The following is a 15365-nucleotide window of genomic DNA, read 5'->3' on the forward strand; positions in this document are numbered from 1 at the left end:
CTCCGTAAACCTTTCGATTTATTTTTCCGAATTTCCAGATTTATTAGGTTCTTTCTCTTTTATATCGCGCATTAAACTTAGATTATATTTTACAATAGCCGTCCTTACTATGAGCGATGGCGAAACATTCATCTCTTTGGCGGCGGAATTTATCTTGTCGCGTAAAATCTGTGGAATCTGAACCGATATGTTCTTGTTTTTATCTTCGACGATTTCTTTGATAGATTTGAAATTAAAATTAAGCAGTATGGTTCTTATAATCTGGGACGGCTTTTGTTTAAAAAGAGCCGCCGCCTTCTCGATATTTCCATAAATATTTACAGGAATTGCCGCAGAAATCGATTCGTTTTTTTCTTCCATTTTTTCAAAAATAGATGGCATAATTAATCCTCCTCAGTTTTATTAAATTTTAAATTAAATTTCTTCTTTAACCCATAAATTATATCTTCTATAACTTCTATTTTTCCGTTTATATTAAGTTCTCCGTGTCCTTTCTTCTTCGCATTTTCATACCTAAGAATAATACCTCTTGTCTTATTATTGCTGTTATTAAAAGAGTTATTAATTAATCTTATAATATCTTCTATTCTTTTTATCCTTTCTCTATCTTTAGGAGTATTTTCTTTTGCTTTTCGAATACTACTTATCTCTTTCGCAGAAAGTGAATCGACGTAAGGCGCAAGTTCTTCTTTTGTTTTTTGATCCAAAGACGCAAGAGCAACGGTTTTAGCCATACTTTCGTCTTTAATTTTGCCGGCATTCTTTCTGTAAGACTTATACCAACTTAACACAGACTGAACGTGAGATTTATTTTTTCCTACGCGCTCTGCTATTTTTCTAACACTCAAGGCGTAATTTTCCTGCAGCAAACAATAGGTATTGGCAAGTTCAAGCCTGGTTAATTTTTCGCGCTGCAAATTTTCCGTCACCTGGACTAGAGGTATATCCTCGTCATTAATATCGAGTATTACGGCGTCTATAAAATTCTTTCCCAACTCGATATGCGCCCGCAACCTTCTTTCGCCGCAAATAAGCCTGTACCCGTCATCAGTTTTCTTAACTATTATAGGCTGAAGAAGACCTATTTCACGTATAGACGATACAAGTTCGCCGATATTCTTAACTTCTCCCCTTACCTGCTTTTCAATGGATATCGAGGATACATCTATTTGCATTTTTTCGGAAATAACCCTAAAAGAACCCTCTTCAGAAAGTTTTTGAAGAATGTCTATAGTTTTTATCCCGGAAGGACGTTTGAAATCCATTTTAATCTCCCTGCCTTAGAAGATAATTAACTATAAATTCTATTTCGGCTTGCGCTTTGGAGTCGTTAGAATTAAAAACCGTTTCGCCGTCCATTGCCGTTCTGGGATAACTCTGCCTAAAAAAAACATCAAAAAATTCCGATTTTTTATTAAGGCGTATTTCCGCAAATGCATCTTTTACTTCCTTATTCATTTTGGCATTTTGAACAAACTTATTGTGAATAAACAAGACATCAAAATCAGCATTTATTATATTTAAAGTTTCGACCATACTGACTAGTCCCCACATATCAAAAGCCGAACTGCTAACCGGCACTATTATATAGTTTGCAAGCTTAATAGATGTGATAAAAAAACTGCTTATAGCAGGAGGGTTATCTATAATACAATAGTCAAATCTCAGCTCGTTAATCTGCGATTCAAGGAGCTTCGGATTGTCAATAGGAACGACATTGAAACTACTATCCTTTTTAATTGAATACCAATCAAAAGCCGTCCTTTGAGAGTCGGCATCATAGAAACAAACTTTCTTATTTTGACGAGCAAGACACGCCGCAATATTGATTGCAAGTGTTGTTTTCCCGACCCCGCCCTTAGAATTCTGAACGGAAATTATTTTCATAAATTAGCCTCCTTTTAAAAAAGAAAAACATTAAAAAAATAAAAGCAAAACCTTATTTTAACTTTTAACACTTTTAAGAAATTATGTCAATACGTATTATAAAAAAAGTATTAATTTATTAAAAAAGTTGAGGCCTTATTTTAAAGCTTACGGTTTCAAAATAAGGATATTTTTCTATTGGATTTCAGGGTAAATACGAGGGGGATAATCACTACTTACTTTTACTATTTTCGAGTTGTTTCAGAATAGCATTTCCTTCTCTAACGGCTTCTGCTATGGAGTCTTTAATTACGGTTTCTAAGTTCTTTATTCTTTTGTTTTTATTTTTAAGCTTCGCGCCTATCTCTTTATATTCCCTAAACAAGTCGGTAGGCATAATTTCAAGAATAATCCTAACGGTTCCAGAAATATCCAAATTAAACTCCGCTCTGGATTTCTGTAAGGACTTAAATAAATCCGGTGAAACCCTTATCGATATATTTTTACTTTTCCCCTGTCCTTCGTTTTGACGCGCCATTTTTATTCTTGTTTTTAACGGAAGATTTTTCTTTTCTCGTGCCGGCTGTCTTTAGTTTTTCTTTTTTGAGCAATTTAATTTGTTTTTCTATCTCTTTAAGTCCTTTTTCAAAGCGTTGCTCCAAAACCGCCCTCATAGAAAAACGCTCGCCGTTCTTTCTGGCATCTTCACGTTCAGCTTCTATTATCTTTAATTCTTCCGGCGTTAGCTTTACTTTAATAAGAACCTTTTCCGATTTTTCTGTCATACTGAACCTTATAATTTTCCAAAACCGACGTGGATGACAACGGAAGCGTTTAGTTCGCGGCCGTTTATTTCATATCCTTCAAGATCGTTAACCATAGCCTTATATTTATCGAACAATTCCCTTTTAATTTGCACATTCAAACAGGTAGTAGCCTCAACCTTTTTTTTAAATCCGCCCATCATAACATCTTCTATAGTAATATCAAGACCCAAACTCTTAATCTGTTTTCTCAAATTATCGACTTTTTCCCTATCCATGTAAATCCGAACGGGAACTTTTCGTTTTTTAATTTTTTTATGTATTGTGAAAGTTTCCATAACTAAGATTTATATAATATCATTTTGTGCGATATTGTCAACTTGTATTGACATAATTTCTTAAAAATGTTAATTATATAGCTTATGGTAAGACTTTTGACGGACGGAAAATATCTGATAATACTATTCAAATTCGATAAGGACATTATTAACTTTATTAAAGAAAAATTACCAATAGCGGCCTACGATCCTTCCCGGAAAAAATGGATAACGCCACTTACCCTTGACGCTTTTTATAGAGTCAGGAAGGTATTCCCCGATAGCTGCATAGATTCATCCTTAAGCAATTATAATTGGGAAGAATCGGATAAAAATATCCCAATAATATATACCCCTCCTGCTTCATTTAAGCCGTGGAAACATCAAATCACAACATTCGAGACTTGTATTAAAAACAAGCAATGGGGCGTCTTTAATTATATGAGGACAGGCAAAACACTTACCGTGTTAATGGTTCTCGACTATTTATTTAAAGCCGGTAAGATTAGAAAGGCAATAATAATAGCCCCTTCTAGAGTTATACCATTAGGATGGCAACAAGACGCAACAGAACATTTTCCATGGCTTATGCCTGAATTAATCAAAAAAAAGAAAATATTATCGGAAACTGGTGTTTTTATAATAAATTGGGAAATGATTAAGTTATTCGACACTATAAAATTTGATTTCGATGCTGTAATAATAGATGAATCGGCTAAAATAAGAAATACTGCAACAAAACGTTTTATGGTTTTAAGGAAATACCTGCCGACAAAATATACTTATATATTATCAGGCATACCGGCGCCAAACACGCCCTTAGAATATTTCGCTCAATTTTATATAATGGACGGCGGCAAAACCTTCGGAGTAAATCAATACGAATTTTTAAAAGAGCATGCGGTAAAAGGAAAATACAAATGGTACGTAACCAAGGACGGATTCCGAAAAATAAAGGAAAAAGTGGTCTCCAGGTCAATAAGATTTGAGCTTAGAGACTGCATAGACTTAATGCCCAACACAATTCTTTACAGGGAAGTCGAATTAGATCCGGAGCATTATTCTGCATATAAGACATTATTAGATGAAAATAAGCTGATGATGAGCTCCGGCGAAATAACCATATCAAACATTTTAACTAAAACAGGGAAACTTCTTCAAGCCGCTTCCGGATACGTTTACGCAAATAAGAATACCTATACCCTATCCAAATCAAACGGTAAAGTAGAAGCGCTCAAAGAGATTTTCGAAGAAGAGATAGGCAAAAACGCCCAGGTCATATTATACGCCTATTATAAAGCCCAAATAGAACATATATATCAGGAACTGTCTAAAGAATATACCATAAGTCTCGCTTACGGAGATTCGCATTCGAAACTCGATTTAGAAAGATTTCTCCACGGTTCAAACCAAATTCTTTTAGCAAATCCTGAATCCATAGGGTATGGACTCACATTTACGAACGCCGAAGGAACAATTTGGTTTGCCCCTATCTATGATTATGAAATATTCGACCAGGCCAGAATCAGAATAATGGGAGCAAGCCAAAAAAAGCCGACATGGGAAATGTTTATGTATGCCAAAGATACTGTCGAACTCAAGATATATCAAGGGCTTATAGCAAAAAAGAACATATCAGACATAGTTTTAAACGCGGTTAAAAACAAAGATATTAAAAAAAGACTTGAGGGGTTATATCAATAATGGCATATATAGACATAGCCGAAAAATATTTAGAATTTAAAAAAATAGGTAAAAATTATTTTGCTCTTTGTCCATTCCACGATGAAAAAACGCGTTCATTTCAACTTAATCCGGAAAACGGATTATGGCGCTGCCACGGCTGCAACTCCTCCGGGAATATTTTTCAACTTATAGAAAAAATGGAAAGCGTTAATTTTCCTGAATCCGTAGAGATAGCTAAAAATTATGGAATAGACCCTCCTGCAGGATTTAAAGAACGGCCGCAAAAAAACATACAAAAGAAAGAAAGAAGCGAAGGATTAAAACAAGAATATATACAGGGGGCTAATGAAGCGGATAAAAGATTGCTGACCGAGACCGAGAAAAAAGAAGGGTCAAACTCTACAGAAAAAAGACGTTTAATGCCAAAAAAAAATGAAAAAAAGACGGCGATATATACCTACGACAACGAAAAGGGCGAAATAGTATTCGAAAAAGAAAAATGGGAGTCTTTTTCGGAAAACGGTGTAAGAACGGGCAAAAGGTTTATAGTATACCATTTTGAAGGAGCGAAAAGAATTATAGGCATCGGAGATAACAAACAAATCCTATACAAAATTAACGAGATAACCGCAAAAGATATAAGCACCATAGGTATATGCGAGGGAGAAAAAGACGTGGACAATCTCTATAAATCGGTTCATATTCCAAATACTGCATGGACGACTAATTCGGCCGGAGCGCTCCACTGGGACGAAAGATTTAACAAATATTTTCTTGGCAAAAACGTCCTCATATTCGAAGATAACGACGACGCAGGCCGGAACCGAACGGAAAAAATCAAGGCGGAACTTACGCCGGTTGCTAAAAATATTAAGGTAATAACTTTTTCAGAACTAGAGCCTCACGGCGACGTGAGCGACTATCTTGAAATAAACGGATGCGAAAGGCTCATCGAAAAAATAACAGGCAGCGATAGCAGAGAGGAAACTAATCAAAAACAAGAAATACCGCCGGAGACATCCAAAAAAACAGAACTTAAAAACATAGACCTCTTAGGGCTTAGGTTCTTAAAAGACAGAAGGGAATATGTGTTTAAGGAGATAATACCCCTAAAAAAAGGGGAAGCCAACATTATATTGAATTCCAATATAGAATTTTTGTGCTACGCCGCGCTACTGCTGTCTAATGGTTTTAGAACGGTATTCCTGACAGAATTCAAAGAGGAAGACGTAATGCTTTATCTTAAAAACATATATACAAGGATGAAGAATAAACCGCATAATAATTTCAAAATAGGTTCGCCTAATTCTGAAATTCCGGAAGATACAGAGATGATAGTTTCTACGGAATATATGGAGCTATCAGGAATAACTTCGGTATGCCCGCCGCACAAAGAACGCAAATATATCCCTGATTATATTTTTAAAAACAATGAACTATACGATAAATTCGGCAGACGAGTACTTACGGTAAGAAATTTAAAAGGAACTGGGGCAATCACGTCCGAGCCCGCCAATTTTAACGTCGATGCGAATAAAGAAGTAAAGTTCCTTTTCTTAAATAAAATATTTAAAAAGTCATTTAAACGGCGAAACGGATAGTCTTAGAATCTTTGAAATCTTCCATTATTTCATTTACGAACGCTGACCGGCCGCTCGATTTGCAATATAAATAAACCCCTTTCTTTGCCCGGGTAACCGCAACATAAAACAGCCTGCGTTCTTCGGCAAACGGAAAATCTTCAATTCCATATGCCACAAGAGACAAGATAGAATCATTCACTATTTCAGACGGTATTACGCCCTTATCCGCCATTAAAAGAAAAACGTAATCGGATTCAAGTCCTTTGTAATAATGTATGGTTTCGCCCTTAACCGCACCGTTGTACTTCGTAATTATTCCGGACACCCTATCTCCATATATGCTGTCTTTTTTCCTTTCATACTTGCGATGATACCTGTTAGCAAGGAAAACCACTTTATTGCCGGTTTTAATAATATTTTCCATATCACCCTCTACTGTTTCAAAAAGATGATTTTCATCGTTATAACTTTTTACTATAAAAGAGTCCTCGGTATGACCGTTTCCAGCTACGATGTTCTTTCTTATTTGATTGGGGTTTTTAGATATAAACCGCGATGACACATCTATTATACCTTTGCTGCACCTGTAAGTTTTGGTGAGATAGTTGGTGGACGAACCTGATCCTGACGCAAATTCCTTTTCAAATTCGTACATATATTTGATATCGGAACCGGCAAAGCCGTTAATAGCCTGATAATCATCCCCTACGGCAAAAAGTTTCATTTCCGGATTTGATGCAAGCAGAGCTTTTATCATATTAGCCCTTCCCAGCGAAACATCCTGAAATTCATCGACCAAAAGAAACTTATATTTTGAATTGTCGCAGTTTATTAATGGAACGGCTTTTATTATCATATCCTGGTAATCTATCAAACTGTTTGATTCCAAGTAATTTTTATAACGGTCATATACATATTTAAAAATGCTAAAAAACAAGGTATCTCTATCCCTTTTATATCCGACAGGCATACCGGCTATCTTTTTATCGATATCTTTATAACTTAAGCCTTTTTCCTTAAAGTTCTTAAGGAATGACAGTATTATCTCCGAAAAACGTCCGGATTCTTCCGATTTAGCTATTGCGGCATTTATCTCTTTAACTGACATTAATTTCAATACAAGGCCTTTACTCTCAAGGAAATTTCGAATAAGAAAAAATACTTTTCCAGCTTTAAACATGGCGCTCGTGGTTTCAAAAAGTTCGGTCCCATTGCGTTTATGGACGTCTCTTTTAATATTCATATCTTTAAGATATTTTTCGCCGAATACCGACCTGCCGTTACCGTCCACGGCAAAATGTTCATGATAGATATTTATATCCGGATAGTAGAAGTCCGGAACATAAGACACGGATTCCCCTTCCTCGCTTATTACGTCGAACGGGTACGGTCTTTCGTAAACATAATTTATGCCGTTTATAAACAGAAAATTAGCTATCGAGAGCTCTTCATACGACCTGACGCATTCGCCCTTGATAGTCTTAAAATGCGTCTTGTCCCTAAAAAGCTTCCTGTCGCGCTTTACTTCCGCGGCATATTTTTTATAATCTTCATAGGAATACTTATCTATAACGTCTTTGGCATAGACTGTTACAAAATTGATATAATCTCTCAAAAAACCGGTATCTCTGGATTTAAGGTCATCAATTATCTTGGCTATAACGTAGTCGGTTTTACTTTCCACTTTAACTCCGGAACCAAGCATTTTTTTGCCGTATGAATGAAACGTATGGACATTTCTGGATACGCCTTTAATAGCATTTATTCCTGATATTTTATTCTTTATTTCTTCCCTGACGCTACTATTAAATACAAGGGGTAAAATATCGGTAGGTTCGCAGATGCCCTTAAGGATTATATAGCCTATCTTACCGACGAGAGTGGAAGTTTTTCCCGAGCCTGCGGCCGCTATAAGAAGATTTCTGTCTTCATTGATAATTATAGCCCTCTGTTGTTCTTTGGAATAAGGATACCCGCCGAAAGTTCTGAAAAAATCCGCATAATGCACAATTTCCTCTTCTATGAAGCGCTCGTTTCTCTCGCTGACGGCTTTTAGGACATTATCTGCGCAACCGGCAATATCCATAATGCGATTTATCCTGCGTATCAAATCTTTGTCTTTAAATACATTAAAACAGGCGTCGGATGCAAGGGAAGCGCAATACTCATTTAATTTTGCATATTTTAGCCCGAGTTGCCTGATATCATATCTTGCAACATATTTGTCCGAAGAAAGCAATCCATTAAAATCTTGCTCTATATCGTCCATACCGTATTTTTGCAGATTTTTCACATAATAGTTCTTTATAACCTTGGCAAGAGCCAAAATAAAACCGTTAACCGATTTTTTATTCAGAAAACGAAGAGTTATATATATGTTAGGGGTGCTAATAATCACTGAATCGAAAAACGAGAAATGTTTCAGTTCTACCCTTGTTATATGGGTAAGACTTATACTGCGGGTCGTGTTTCCTGATTTAAATAGAATCCCTTTACTATCCAGAAATAGAGCCTGCCTTAAAAACAGATTAAACAAAATAAAAGGTTTAAGCGTATACATGGCTACGGTTTCCTTTTGTTGAAATAATTATTTTTATGTATGGAAACGAGATTTTTCATTTTTAACCTCTTATTAGATTCTAATAAGATTCTTATAAGAATCTAAATTTCATTTAATTCCTAAATATACAACAAATATATTAACCATGATTTTTCTTAAGCAATTCTTCTACTTTTAATTCATTAATTTCAGGACGAAAATCTTTATATTTTTTAACAAGGTCATAAATACTTTGCGCCTTAAAATGGCAATAAATATGCCGACCAGCAAATTTAACAATATAATAATTGAATTTTTTAGCTATTTGATTTGTTCTTTTTTTAAAATTCATTTTCATGAAATCGGAATTAGAAGAACCCCAGATACAGTAATCTTTAGATAATGGCATTATGTAAGTTTTCTTATTCTTACTTTTTTCGTAAATATATATAAACGGATAATCGCTCGTTAAAAATTTATATTCTCCTACAGGACCAATAACCCGCCAATAAGCTCTCTGAAAATCTTGATTAAAATTATCTTGCATTAAGATTAACCACATAAGAGACTCCTGTTTATCTACCTCATAGCGCCCATCTATGTTAATATATTTTTGCCTTTCCGTTTCTATTTCTTCATCGCTAAACCTTATATTATAACCATTCTTGCGACGATTATTTATATACTCGCGAAAAATTTCTTTATCTTTTGCTTTTAAGGCAATTTCTTTAATAATTGTATTTGCAATAGGCTTAATCATATTTCTTGTTGTTGGTGTCCTAATGGCCATCGTTACAAGAAAATCGGAAACAAAAGTTGAAAATTCGTTATCGGCTAATTTTTGTCCGCCAATAATTTTCTCCAACAATAGGGCGGCATTACTTTCTTTTTCCGCAAATATGTTTTCTATTGTTTCGGAATCTGTAGTACCATCTGGCAATTTTACGGTATATCCGTGTTTTTCATATCCTATAGCAGCAGGCGAAACTCCTGTCAAAACTTCACTATAACTTTCTGTTTTATCCTTTGAATAAACACATAGCTTACCTGACGTATCCGTAAAACCTTTTAAATAAAATATTGGTATATAATGGTGTTTTCTTTTAGGGTTATTCATTTTAAATATAGAGCAAATTTATTTATATATACTTAGATTGTTTTTCGAATTAACCTTTCCGATAGCTTCTTCCATATCTTTATTGCTGAATTTCAAATAAACCAAAGTACTGTTTATGTTGGCGTGTCCCAGAAAGTTCTTGATATGCATGAAATTTACGTTGTCATCCGCTAAATGTATTGCCCTGGTATGCCTCAAAACATGTATATGCGCCCTATCTTTGTATCCGGCGCCTAATATTCTTATCACAAATTTCTTAAAGGCTTTATCCGCCGCCCGTGCAGTTATGGGCATATCCTTTTTCGCAAAAATATATTCTCCACTATATTCAATATGCCTGGCAAGTATCATGGAAAGCAATTTCGATGAAACAGGGAGCATTTTATAAAGTTTTCTTCTTTGTTTAAGAATAGGAAGCCTCACCCTCGAACCTTTTACGTCCACGTCGGCATACTTAACCGAAAGCGTTTCCGAAACCCTGGAGCCGGTTTCATAAATAAACAAAAAAAGCAGCTGATAAAATTCGTTGTCGATTCCAGATAGCAGCTTATCCAATTCATCAGCATATAGAAACTTAATAGTTTCGTCCGGCTTTTTAAAATTAGTCTTACTTAGGGTTATTTTGCCGTCTTTTTTGACCTCTTCGTATATAATAACGTCGTTCATTTTCACTTTCCTTCCACTAACGAATTAAGATAATATGCCACGTCTTTTACCTGAGCGTTCGTCAAAATCTCCGAACAAACCGTATCCATCTTACAAGAACGTATAACTTTCATTGTTTCTTTTATGGTCAAATGCCTGTTGCCGAAATCGTAAAGCGAATCTATCCCGCGAATGTTTTTGTCTTTAATAAGAGAATGGCACCTTAGGCATCCGGATTTAATAAATATAGCCCTGCCGTTTTTTATTGCCTTATCCGCCGTGTTTTGATTTGCATCCGCCCGCAGAGTCGCGGGAAATAAAAAGAATACAAACATTAACATAATTACTGCAATAATAATATTTTTGCGGTCGTTCAAAATTTCATCCTCCCAAAATAGAACAATACGGCAGTCGAAAGCAGTAAAAAGGGAACGAATGCCATATGCAATTGCAACTTTTCCGTCTTTCTAAATATGCTTGCACCGTAAATACCGAAACGCATAGCTATTATGCCCATTATTATAGAAAACAATGCAATTGCGAGCATATTCCATACCCCGACAAAAATACCTATAGCCCCGGCGCATAAAACGTCGCCCATCGCATAGGAACCCAGCCTGGTTATATTGACAACCACGAATATTCCGGAACCTATAAGCGCCCATTCAACGACGGATAAAAGACGTTCGCCTCCGGCCGCAGCGAATATAAAACCCAAAACTATGAGAAAGATAGCATTAGGCACTTTTATTTTTTCAAACAAGCTGTCGGTCAACGACATAAGTATTAAAAGCGCAAACAACCCCAGATATTTGGCATCATATAAAATTACCCCGGTAAAATCTAAATGACGGTCGAAGATTGCATTATATAGAGCATTTATAATTTTACCGCATGCTAAAAGCAAAAACCTGTATAAAATTAAAATGCTTAAAACAGTTGCCGCAACAGGCAATATAAAAATTCTTTTTGTTTTAATAGGCATATTATTTTATAAATTTTTCAGCGAGAATCAATACGCCTTCGGTATAACTATACCCTAATCCGGCATTATTAATACCTTTTCCGGAGATAACGGACTGTATTCCCACTATTCTATATTTTTCCATATTTAAAATATTTATAGCTTTATTTATATCCTCCCCAAACTGATTAGTATTTATTTGATAATTAGAATCTTTACTTAATGAAAATGCCGGAACGAACACAGTCTTATTTAATTCTTCAAAAAACTCCATTTTTAAAACCCTCCTTTTTTATTTTTTTAAAAACAGAAAATCCAAATTCTTTAAATATAAAACTATAGAACTGCCTTTTACCGCCGGAATCCCCCGAGCGAACCATTTTATATCGTAATAATTCTTCCTGTCTTTTGCCGCGGATTCCATAAAATCTACGATATCCCTGTGGGACCTTGGCATATGCTCAACATTTACAATTTCTATAAGCACGTAAAAAGGAACGGTGCTCCCGTTCTTAAGAAGTATACGCTTATTGGAGTTTACCTGATATAGACTTCCGCGTTTTTCTATATAACCCTTTCCGTGATATATCCTTTCTCTTTTAAAATCTAAAAATTCTTCTTTATACAGACTTTTAAAACCGTAATAATAGTTTGTAGCGTTATCCTTTGAAAACACAAGATTTTTAGCGGACAACTCTTTTTTGACGTATTCGTTAAACTGCTCCTTACTCCACTTATTTTCGTCGCGAAGTTTAAAGGCTTTTTTGTAAAATAACGCATAGCATTCGGCAAACGATCTCATAGAATACACCCTTGATGCCGAATTTCTTGCTCCGTCAATATAGCAGTCGGACGATTTGCCCTTGTGAACGACACTCCGTAGAGCTTCATTAGAAACTGCCTGTTGCATTTTGCGCCGCGAATCGCTTTCAGCCCTATTCTGCCAATAAGACTCGGTCCTGACCGCAAAAATTTCAGGATCGTCAGCGGAGGGTTTATTTGTGCGCGAACCAGTTAAAACTCCCCCTGTTTCTTCCTGGTCGACTTTTTCCAGCGCTTCGAATTCGCAACCCAAAGCGTGTCCTTTCCCTGGAAATGAAGCAAAATAAGGCTGCTTTATAAGTTCTTCGTTTCTATCCCTATAAATGTTCTTGGCAATAAGCCTAACATCGCAATAAGGACAGAAAAACTCGTCGTAAATTATATCCTCATCGAGATAAAGTTCCCTGTAATACCACGCCGAATGTTTTTCGCCTTTAATTTTAACCGAAGCTTCGGAAGACATATTGCTATACCGCTAATAATAAAGCTTTTTTTAAATAAGGGTCAATATCTTTTAAATTTAACAGCGCCCATTCTATATAATCCGGCGGCAGCTCGCCTATGGGCGTTCCTTTGTGTTTGCCAAACGGCATGGTTTCAGGAATCCTGTATTCCTCCGAAATTTTCCAGAGCTCATTCCATGATTTCACGCCGAGCACATTCACGATTTTACTTAATATAAACCGGCAGATTTTTACGTCGGTCAAAGCGGAGTGCGCTGACTTCAACCTTTCCCTGACTTTTCTTTTGTCCTGAGATAGCATATATATAAGCGCCGCCTGAGAATAAGAACCGGCATCCTTCCAAATCCGCCTCGAAAGGGCAAGGGTATCTATGCGTTTTACTTCCGGACAGCCTATGGCTTCCCAATCGTAGTCTATTTTATGTCCGATTATATATTCCGTTTCCTGCGGAAGTTCGAAAGTTTTATAAGAAGGCTCGTCGGCCACGTCTTCGTCCAGAATATGATGCACGGCCATGGCTCCGAATTCGATAGGCTTACCAGGATTATACCTATGCTCGAATTCATGGACTATACCCAAAGATTCGACATCATTCAGTCCGAGCCACGCGATTTCGACCGGACGAGGTTCGGCGAAACCGGTTGTTTCCGTATCTATTATAACGGCTTTCATTAATTCATTCTCCTTGATTTCCTCAATGTTATCCGGACCAAAAACTTCGATGATAGATTTTAACGCCTCATTTTCCATAAAGGTTTTCCTATTTGTTCTTATTACAACAAAAAAGGAACTAAGTGTCAATACATAATTTATTAATAATGCAAAGCCGTATAAAATGCTTTTCTCGGCCAAAATACCTTCACATATATAGCAAATTATTTCAGGGAATATGATTGAAAACCGGCGGGAGGATATTTAAAAAGTTCTTAATATATATGATATTAAGAACTTTTTAAAAAGCCAAAGAATAAAATTGATTATTTAGTTACACTGAAGAACGTTTTTTATTTTTATATAATTTGTGGTCGGGATCCAACCATACCACGCAAAAAATATTTCCTATAAAGAATCCATGAACTCTGCCATGCTCATTAGAGGAAAGAGCAAATTGAAATTCGCCACCGTTAACAATTTTATCTTCATTTGGAATGCCGAAACAAGTTTCGGTGGTCTCTTTCCAATCTATACGGTGACATCTTAACGTTTTCCCTTTAGCGCCGATATCATTAACTCTTATTTGCGAAACATCTCGTAATCTTTCTATAAGACAATTAAAATAAGAGAATCCTTTACCATTACAATTAAATTTCTTATGGTTTAAATTCAAATAGCGAAAAGAGAAAATTATTTCTTTATCTTTTAAAAAGGCTTCTTGAGATGCCGTTTTAACACGTTCATTTTGTTTGGGAATAGAGGAGGGCTTAATTGACATTCAATACTAAAACCATGATTTACATATTTAAAAGGCGAGAATAAAAGATTTGCATTGTTTTTTCAGATATTATCTCATTAGAAGGCTCATATGGAGAAATTCCTTTTCTTGCTTCCTGCCATGGCAACTCATTGTGAGTCATTATCTCAAGTTCAAGTCCATCGTATTTAAAATATGCTTCGGCTACCTCGTCTAAAAAGTCCGCTATATCTTTAGTTATAGAGGCAGGAACTTTTTTTACTTCGATGTTTATAGGTGACCATCTAAAATCCTTAAATTTTCTATATAATTCAGGCTGAACAGGACCATGAACCCAAGCCTCAAATTTTTCCGTAAAAAGAGGCTTATCATTATTAGCCAAATACCACGCCTGAGCATAATAAACGAGCTTTTGAAGCTTAAGATTACTTAGAAATGAACCTACTTGATTTGCCTTAAAAATAAAATATTTTGCAACATCGGAAGCTGTAGTCATTTTAACCGCCCCCCCCTAATTTATTAAATAAAACATTTGTTTATATTTTAAATTGTATTATTGTTTCTTTATAAAGTCAATCGGAAATTTTTAATAAAAACTTAAAAATATACACAAACCTATTATTTTATCTTATAAAATAATGAAACGAAAAATAAAACGCTAATAATATATTTTTTGCCTAAAGTATTTTAACAATTCATAAATAAAAGCTGTCCATAAAGTATCAGACGTCGAATTGCCGGCAACGTAAGATATGCGAGGAGAGATAGACAATAAACCTAAAACCGCAAAAAAATAATATTATTTTTTTATGCTATCGCTCTTTTATAATTTTCAGTTTCAATCTTTATTAATATAATTTTTTACCGACTTTCTAACTGAAGGGAATAAAAGCAGAAGCGGAGATTCTATAGACATCCAAGTCCAAAAAAACGAACCTTTCTCTTCTTCCGGTTCTATAGGTTTTAAAAGCTTAACGGCGGGGTCGTTATCTTTAGCCATTTTATTTATGAGCATAAACAATAAAACTATAGGAATGAAAATAGCAACTATTATAATCAAAATAACAGCCATTGAAATTACCTCCTCATTTAAATTCAAACATTTTCGTATTTTTAATTAATTATATAATAAACATCTAAATTGTCAAATTAGTTATTTTATTCTTGTTTATTATATAGCAAATTTT

19 protein-coding genes are annotated in these 15365 nt (G+C 35.2%); 2 read left to right on the forward strand and 17 right to left on the reverse strand.

Annotated features, from left to right (window positions below; all coding sequences use genetic code 11):
* Nucleotides 1–18 precede the first annotated feature (18 nt).
* The 6 genes from EVJ48_02905 to EVJ48_02930 all read right to left on the reverse strand — a co-directional run bounded on the left by EVJ48_02905 (nt 19) and on the right by EVJ48_02930 (nt 2908).
* Entirely contained in the window at nt 19–381 is a 363-nt protein-coding gene (locus EVJ48_02905) for a hypothetical protein (GenBank protein RZV39888.1), read from the reverse strand.
* A gap of 2 nt (nt 382–383) precedes the next feature.
* Entirely contained in the window at nt 384–1265 is an 882-nt protein-coding gene (locus tag EVJ48_02910) for a ParB/RepB/Spo0J family partition protein (GenBank protein RZV39889.1), read from the reverse strand.
* Nucleotide 1266: 1 nt separating this feature from the next.
* A complete protein-coding gene (locus tag EVJ48_02915; GenBank protein ID RZV39890.1) occupies nt 1267–1887 on the reverse strand; it encodes a hypothetical protein in 621 nt (206 codons plus the stop codon).
* A 211-nt stretch (nt 1888–2098) separates the two neighbouring features.
* The gene (locus tag EVJ48_02920; protein ID RZV39891.1) at nt 2099–2404 is read right to left on the reverse strand and encodes a hypothetical protein; all 306 of its coding nucleotides are present in this window, start codon (nt 2402–2404) and stop codon (nt 2099–2101) included.
* Complete coding sequence (locus EVJ48_02925; GenBank protein ID RZV39892.1) at nt 2370–2651, reverse strand: hypothetical protein; 282 nt, start codon at nt 2649–2651, stop codon at nt 2370–2372. Before EVJ48_02925 ends, EVJ48_02920 begins: the two co-directional genes overlap by 35 nt.
* An 8-nt stretch (nt 2652–2659) precedes the next feature.
* Nucleotides 2660–2908: a hypothetical protein gene (locus EVJ48_02930; GenBank protein ID RZV39893.1), complete on the reverse strand. Its 249-nt coding sequence runs from the start codon at nt 2906–2908 to the stop codon at nt 2660–2662.
* A 144-nt stretch (nt 2909–3052) separates the two neighbouring features.
* Here EVJ48_02930 and EVJ48_02935 point away from each other — a divergent pair, with 144 nt between their 5' ends.
* Together EVJ48_02935 and EVJ48_02940 are read left to right on the forward strand one after the other, a co-directional pair.
* Entirely contained in the window at nt 3053–4651 is a 1599-nt protein-coding gene (locus EVJ48_02935) for a DEAD/DEAH box helicase (protein ID RZV39894.1), read from the forward strand.
* Entirely contained in the window at nt 4651–6234 is a 1584-nt protein-coding gene (locus tag EVJ48_02940) for a hypothetical protein (protein ID RZV39895.1), read from the forward strand. Before EVJ48_02935 ends, EVJ48_02940 begins: the two co-directional genes overlap by 1 nt.
* On the opposite strand, the gene EVJ48_02945 is transcribed toward EVJ48_02940, so the two are convergent.
* The 11 genes from EVJ48_02945 to EVJ48_02995 all read right to left on the reverse strand — a co-directional run bounded on the left by EVJ48_02945 (nt 6215) and on the right by EVJ48_02995 (nt 15250).
* The gene (locus EVJ48_02945) at nt 6215–8776 is read right to left on the reverse strand and encodes a hypothetical protein (protein ID RZV39896.1); all 2562 of its coding nucleotides are present in this window, start codon (nt 8774–8776) and stop codon (nt 6215–6217) included. The genes EVJ48_02940 and EVJ48_02945 overlap by 20 nt on opposite strands.
* A gap of 139 nt (nt 8777–8915) precedes the next feature.
* The gene (locus tag EVJ48_02950) at nt 8916–9872 is read right to left on the reverse strand and encodes a DUF4238 domain-containing protein (GenBank protein ID RZV39897.1); all 957 of its coding nucleotides are present in this window, start codon (nt 9870–9872) and stop codon (nt 8916–8918) included.
* Nucleotides 9873–9890: 18 nt separating this feature from the next.
* Nucleotides 9891–10538, reverse strand: coding sequence for a hypothetical protein (locus EVJ48_02955; protein ID RZV39898.1), 648 nt, complete (start codon nt 10536–10538; stop codon nt 9891–9893).
* A gap of 2 nt (nt 10539–10540) precedes the next feature.
* Complete coding sequence (locus EVJ48_02960) at nt 10541–10894, reverse strand: hypothetical protein (GenBank protein RZV39899.1); 354 nt, start codon at nt 10892–10894, stop codon at nt 10541–10543.
* Complete coding sequence (locus EVJ48_02965) at nt 10891–11502, reverse strand: hypothetical protein (GenBank protein RZV39900.1); 612 nt, start codon at nt 11500–11502, stop codon at nt 10891–10893. The genes EVJ48_02960 and EVJ48_02965 overlap by 4 nt, the downstream gene beginning before the upstream one ends.
* A gap of 1 nt (nt 11503) precedes the next feature.
* On the reverse strand, nt 11504–11755 hold the full coding sequence (locus EVJ48_02970; GenBank protein ID RZV39901.1) for a hypothetical protein: 252 nt from the start codon (nt 11753–11755) through the stop codon (nt 11504–11506).
* A gap of 18 nt (nt 11756–11773) precedes the next feature.
* On the reverse strand, nt 11774–12766 hold the full coding sequence (locus EVJ48_02975; GenBank protein ID RZV39902.1) for a hypothetical protein: 993 nt from the start codon (nt 12764–12766) through the stop codon (nt 11774–11776).
* Nucleotides 12767–12770: 4 nt separating this feature from the next.
* Nucleotides 12771–13439: a 3'-5' exonuclease gene (locus tag EVJ48_02980; GenBank protein RZV39958.1), complete on the reverse strand. Its 669-nt coding sequence runs from the start codon at nt 13437–13439 to the stop codon at nt 12771–12773.
* 313 nt (nt 13440–13752) lie between these two features.
* Nucleotides 13753–13989 carry a hypothetical protein gene (locus EVJ48_02985; GenBank protein ID RZV39959.1) on the reverse strand — a complete coding sequence of 79 codons (237 nt, stop codon included), beginning with the start codon at nt 13987–13989 and terminating at the stop codon, nt 13753–13755.
* Between the two features lie 229 nt (nt 13990–14218).
* The gene (locus tag EVJ48_02990; GenBank protein ID RZV39903.1) at nt 14219–14674 is read right to left on the reverse strand and encodes a DUF4065 domain-containing protein; all 456 of its coding nucleotides are present in this window, start codon (nt 14672–14674) and stop codon (nt 14219–14221) included.
* A gap of 342 nt (nt 14675–15016) precedes the next feature.
* Nucleotides 15017–15250, reverse strand: coding sequence for a hypothetical protein (locus EVJ48_02995; protein ID RZV39904.1), 234 nt, complete (start codon nt 15248–15250; stop codon nt 15017–15019).
* Between the last annotated feature and the right edge of the window lie 115 nt (nt 15251–15365).

Origin of the sequence: Candidatus Acidulodesulfobacterium acidiphilum, from assembly GCA_008534395.1 — a bacterium.
GTDB lineage: Bacteria > SZUA-79 > SZUA-79 > Acidulodesulfobacterales > Acidulodesulfobacteraceae > Acidulodesulfobacterium_A > Acidulodesulfobacterium_A acidiphilum.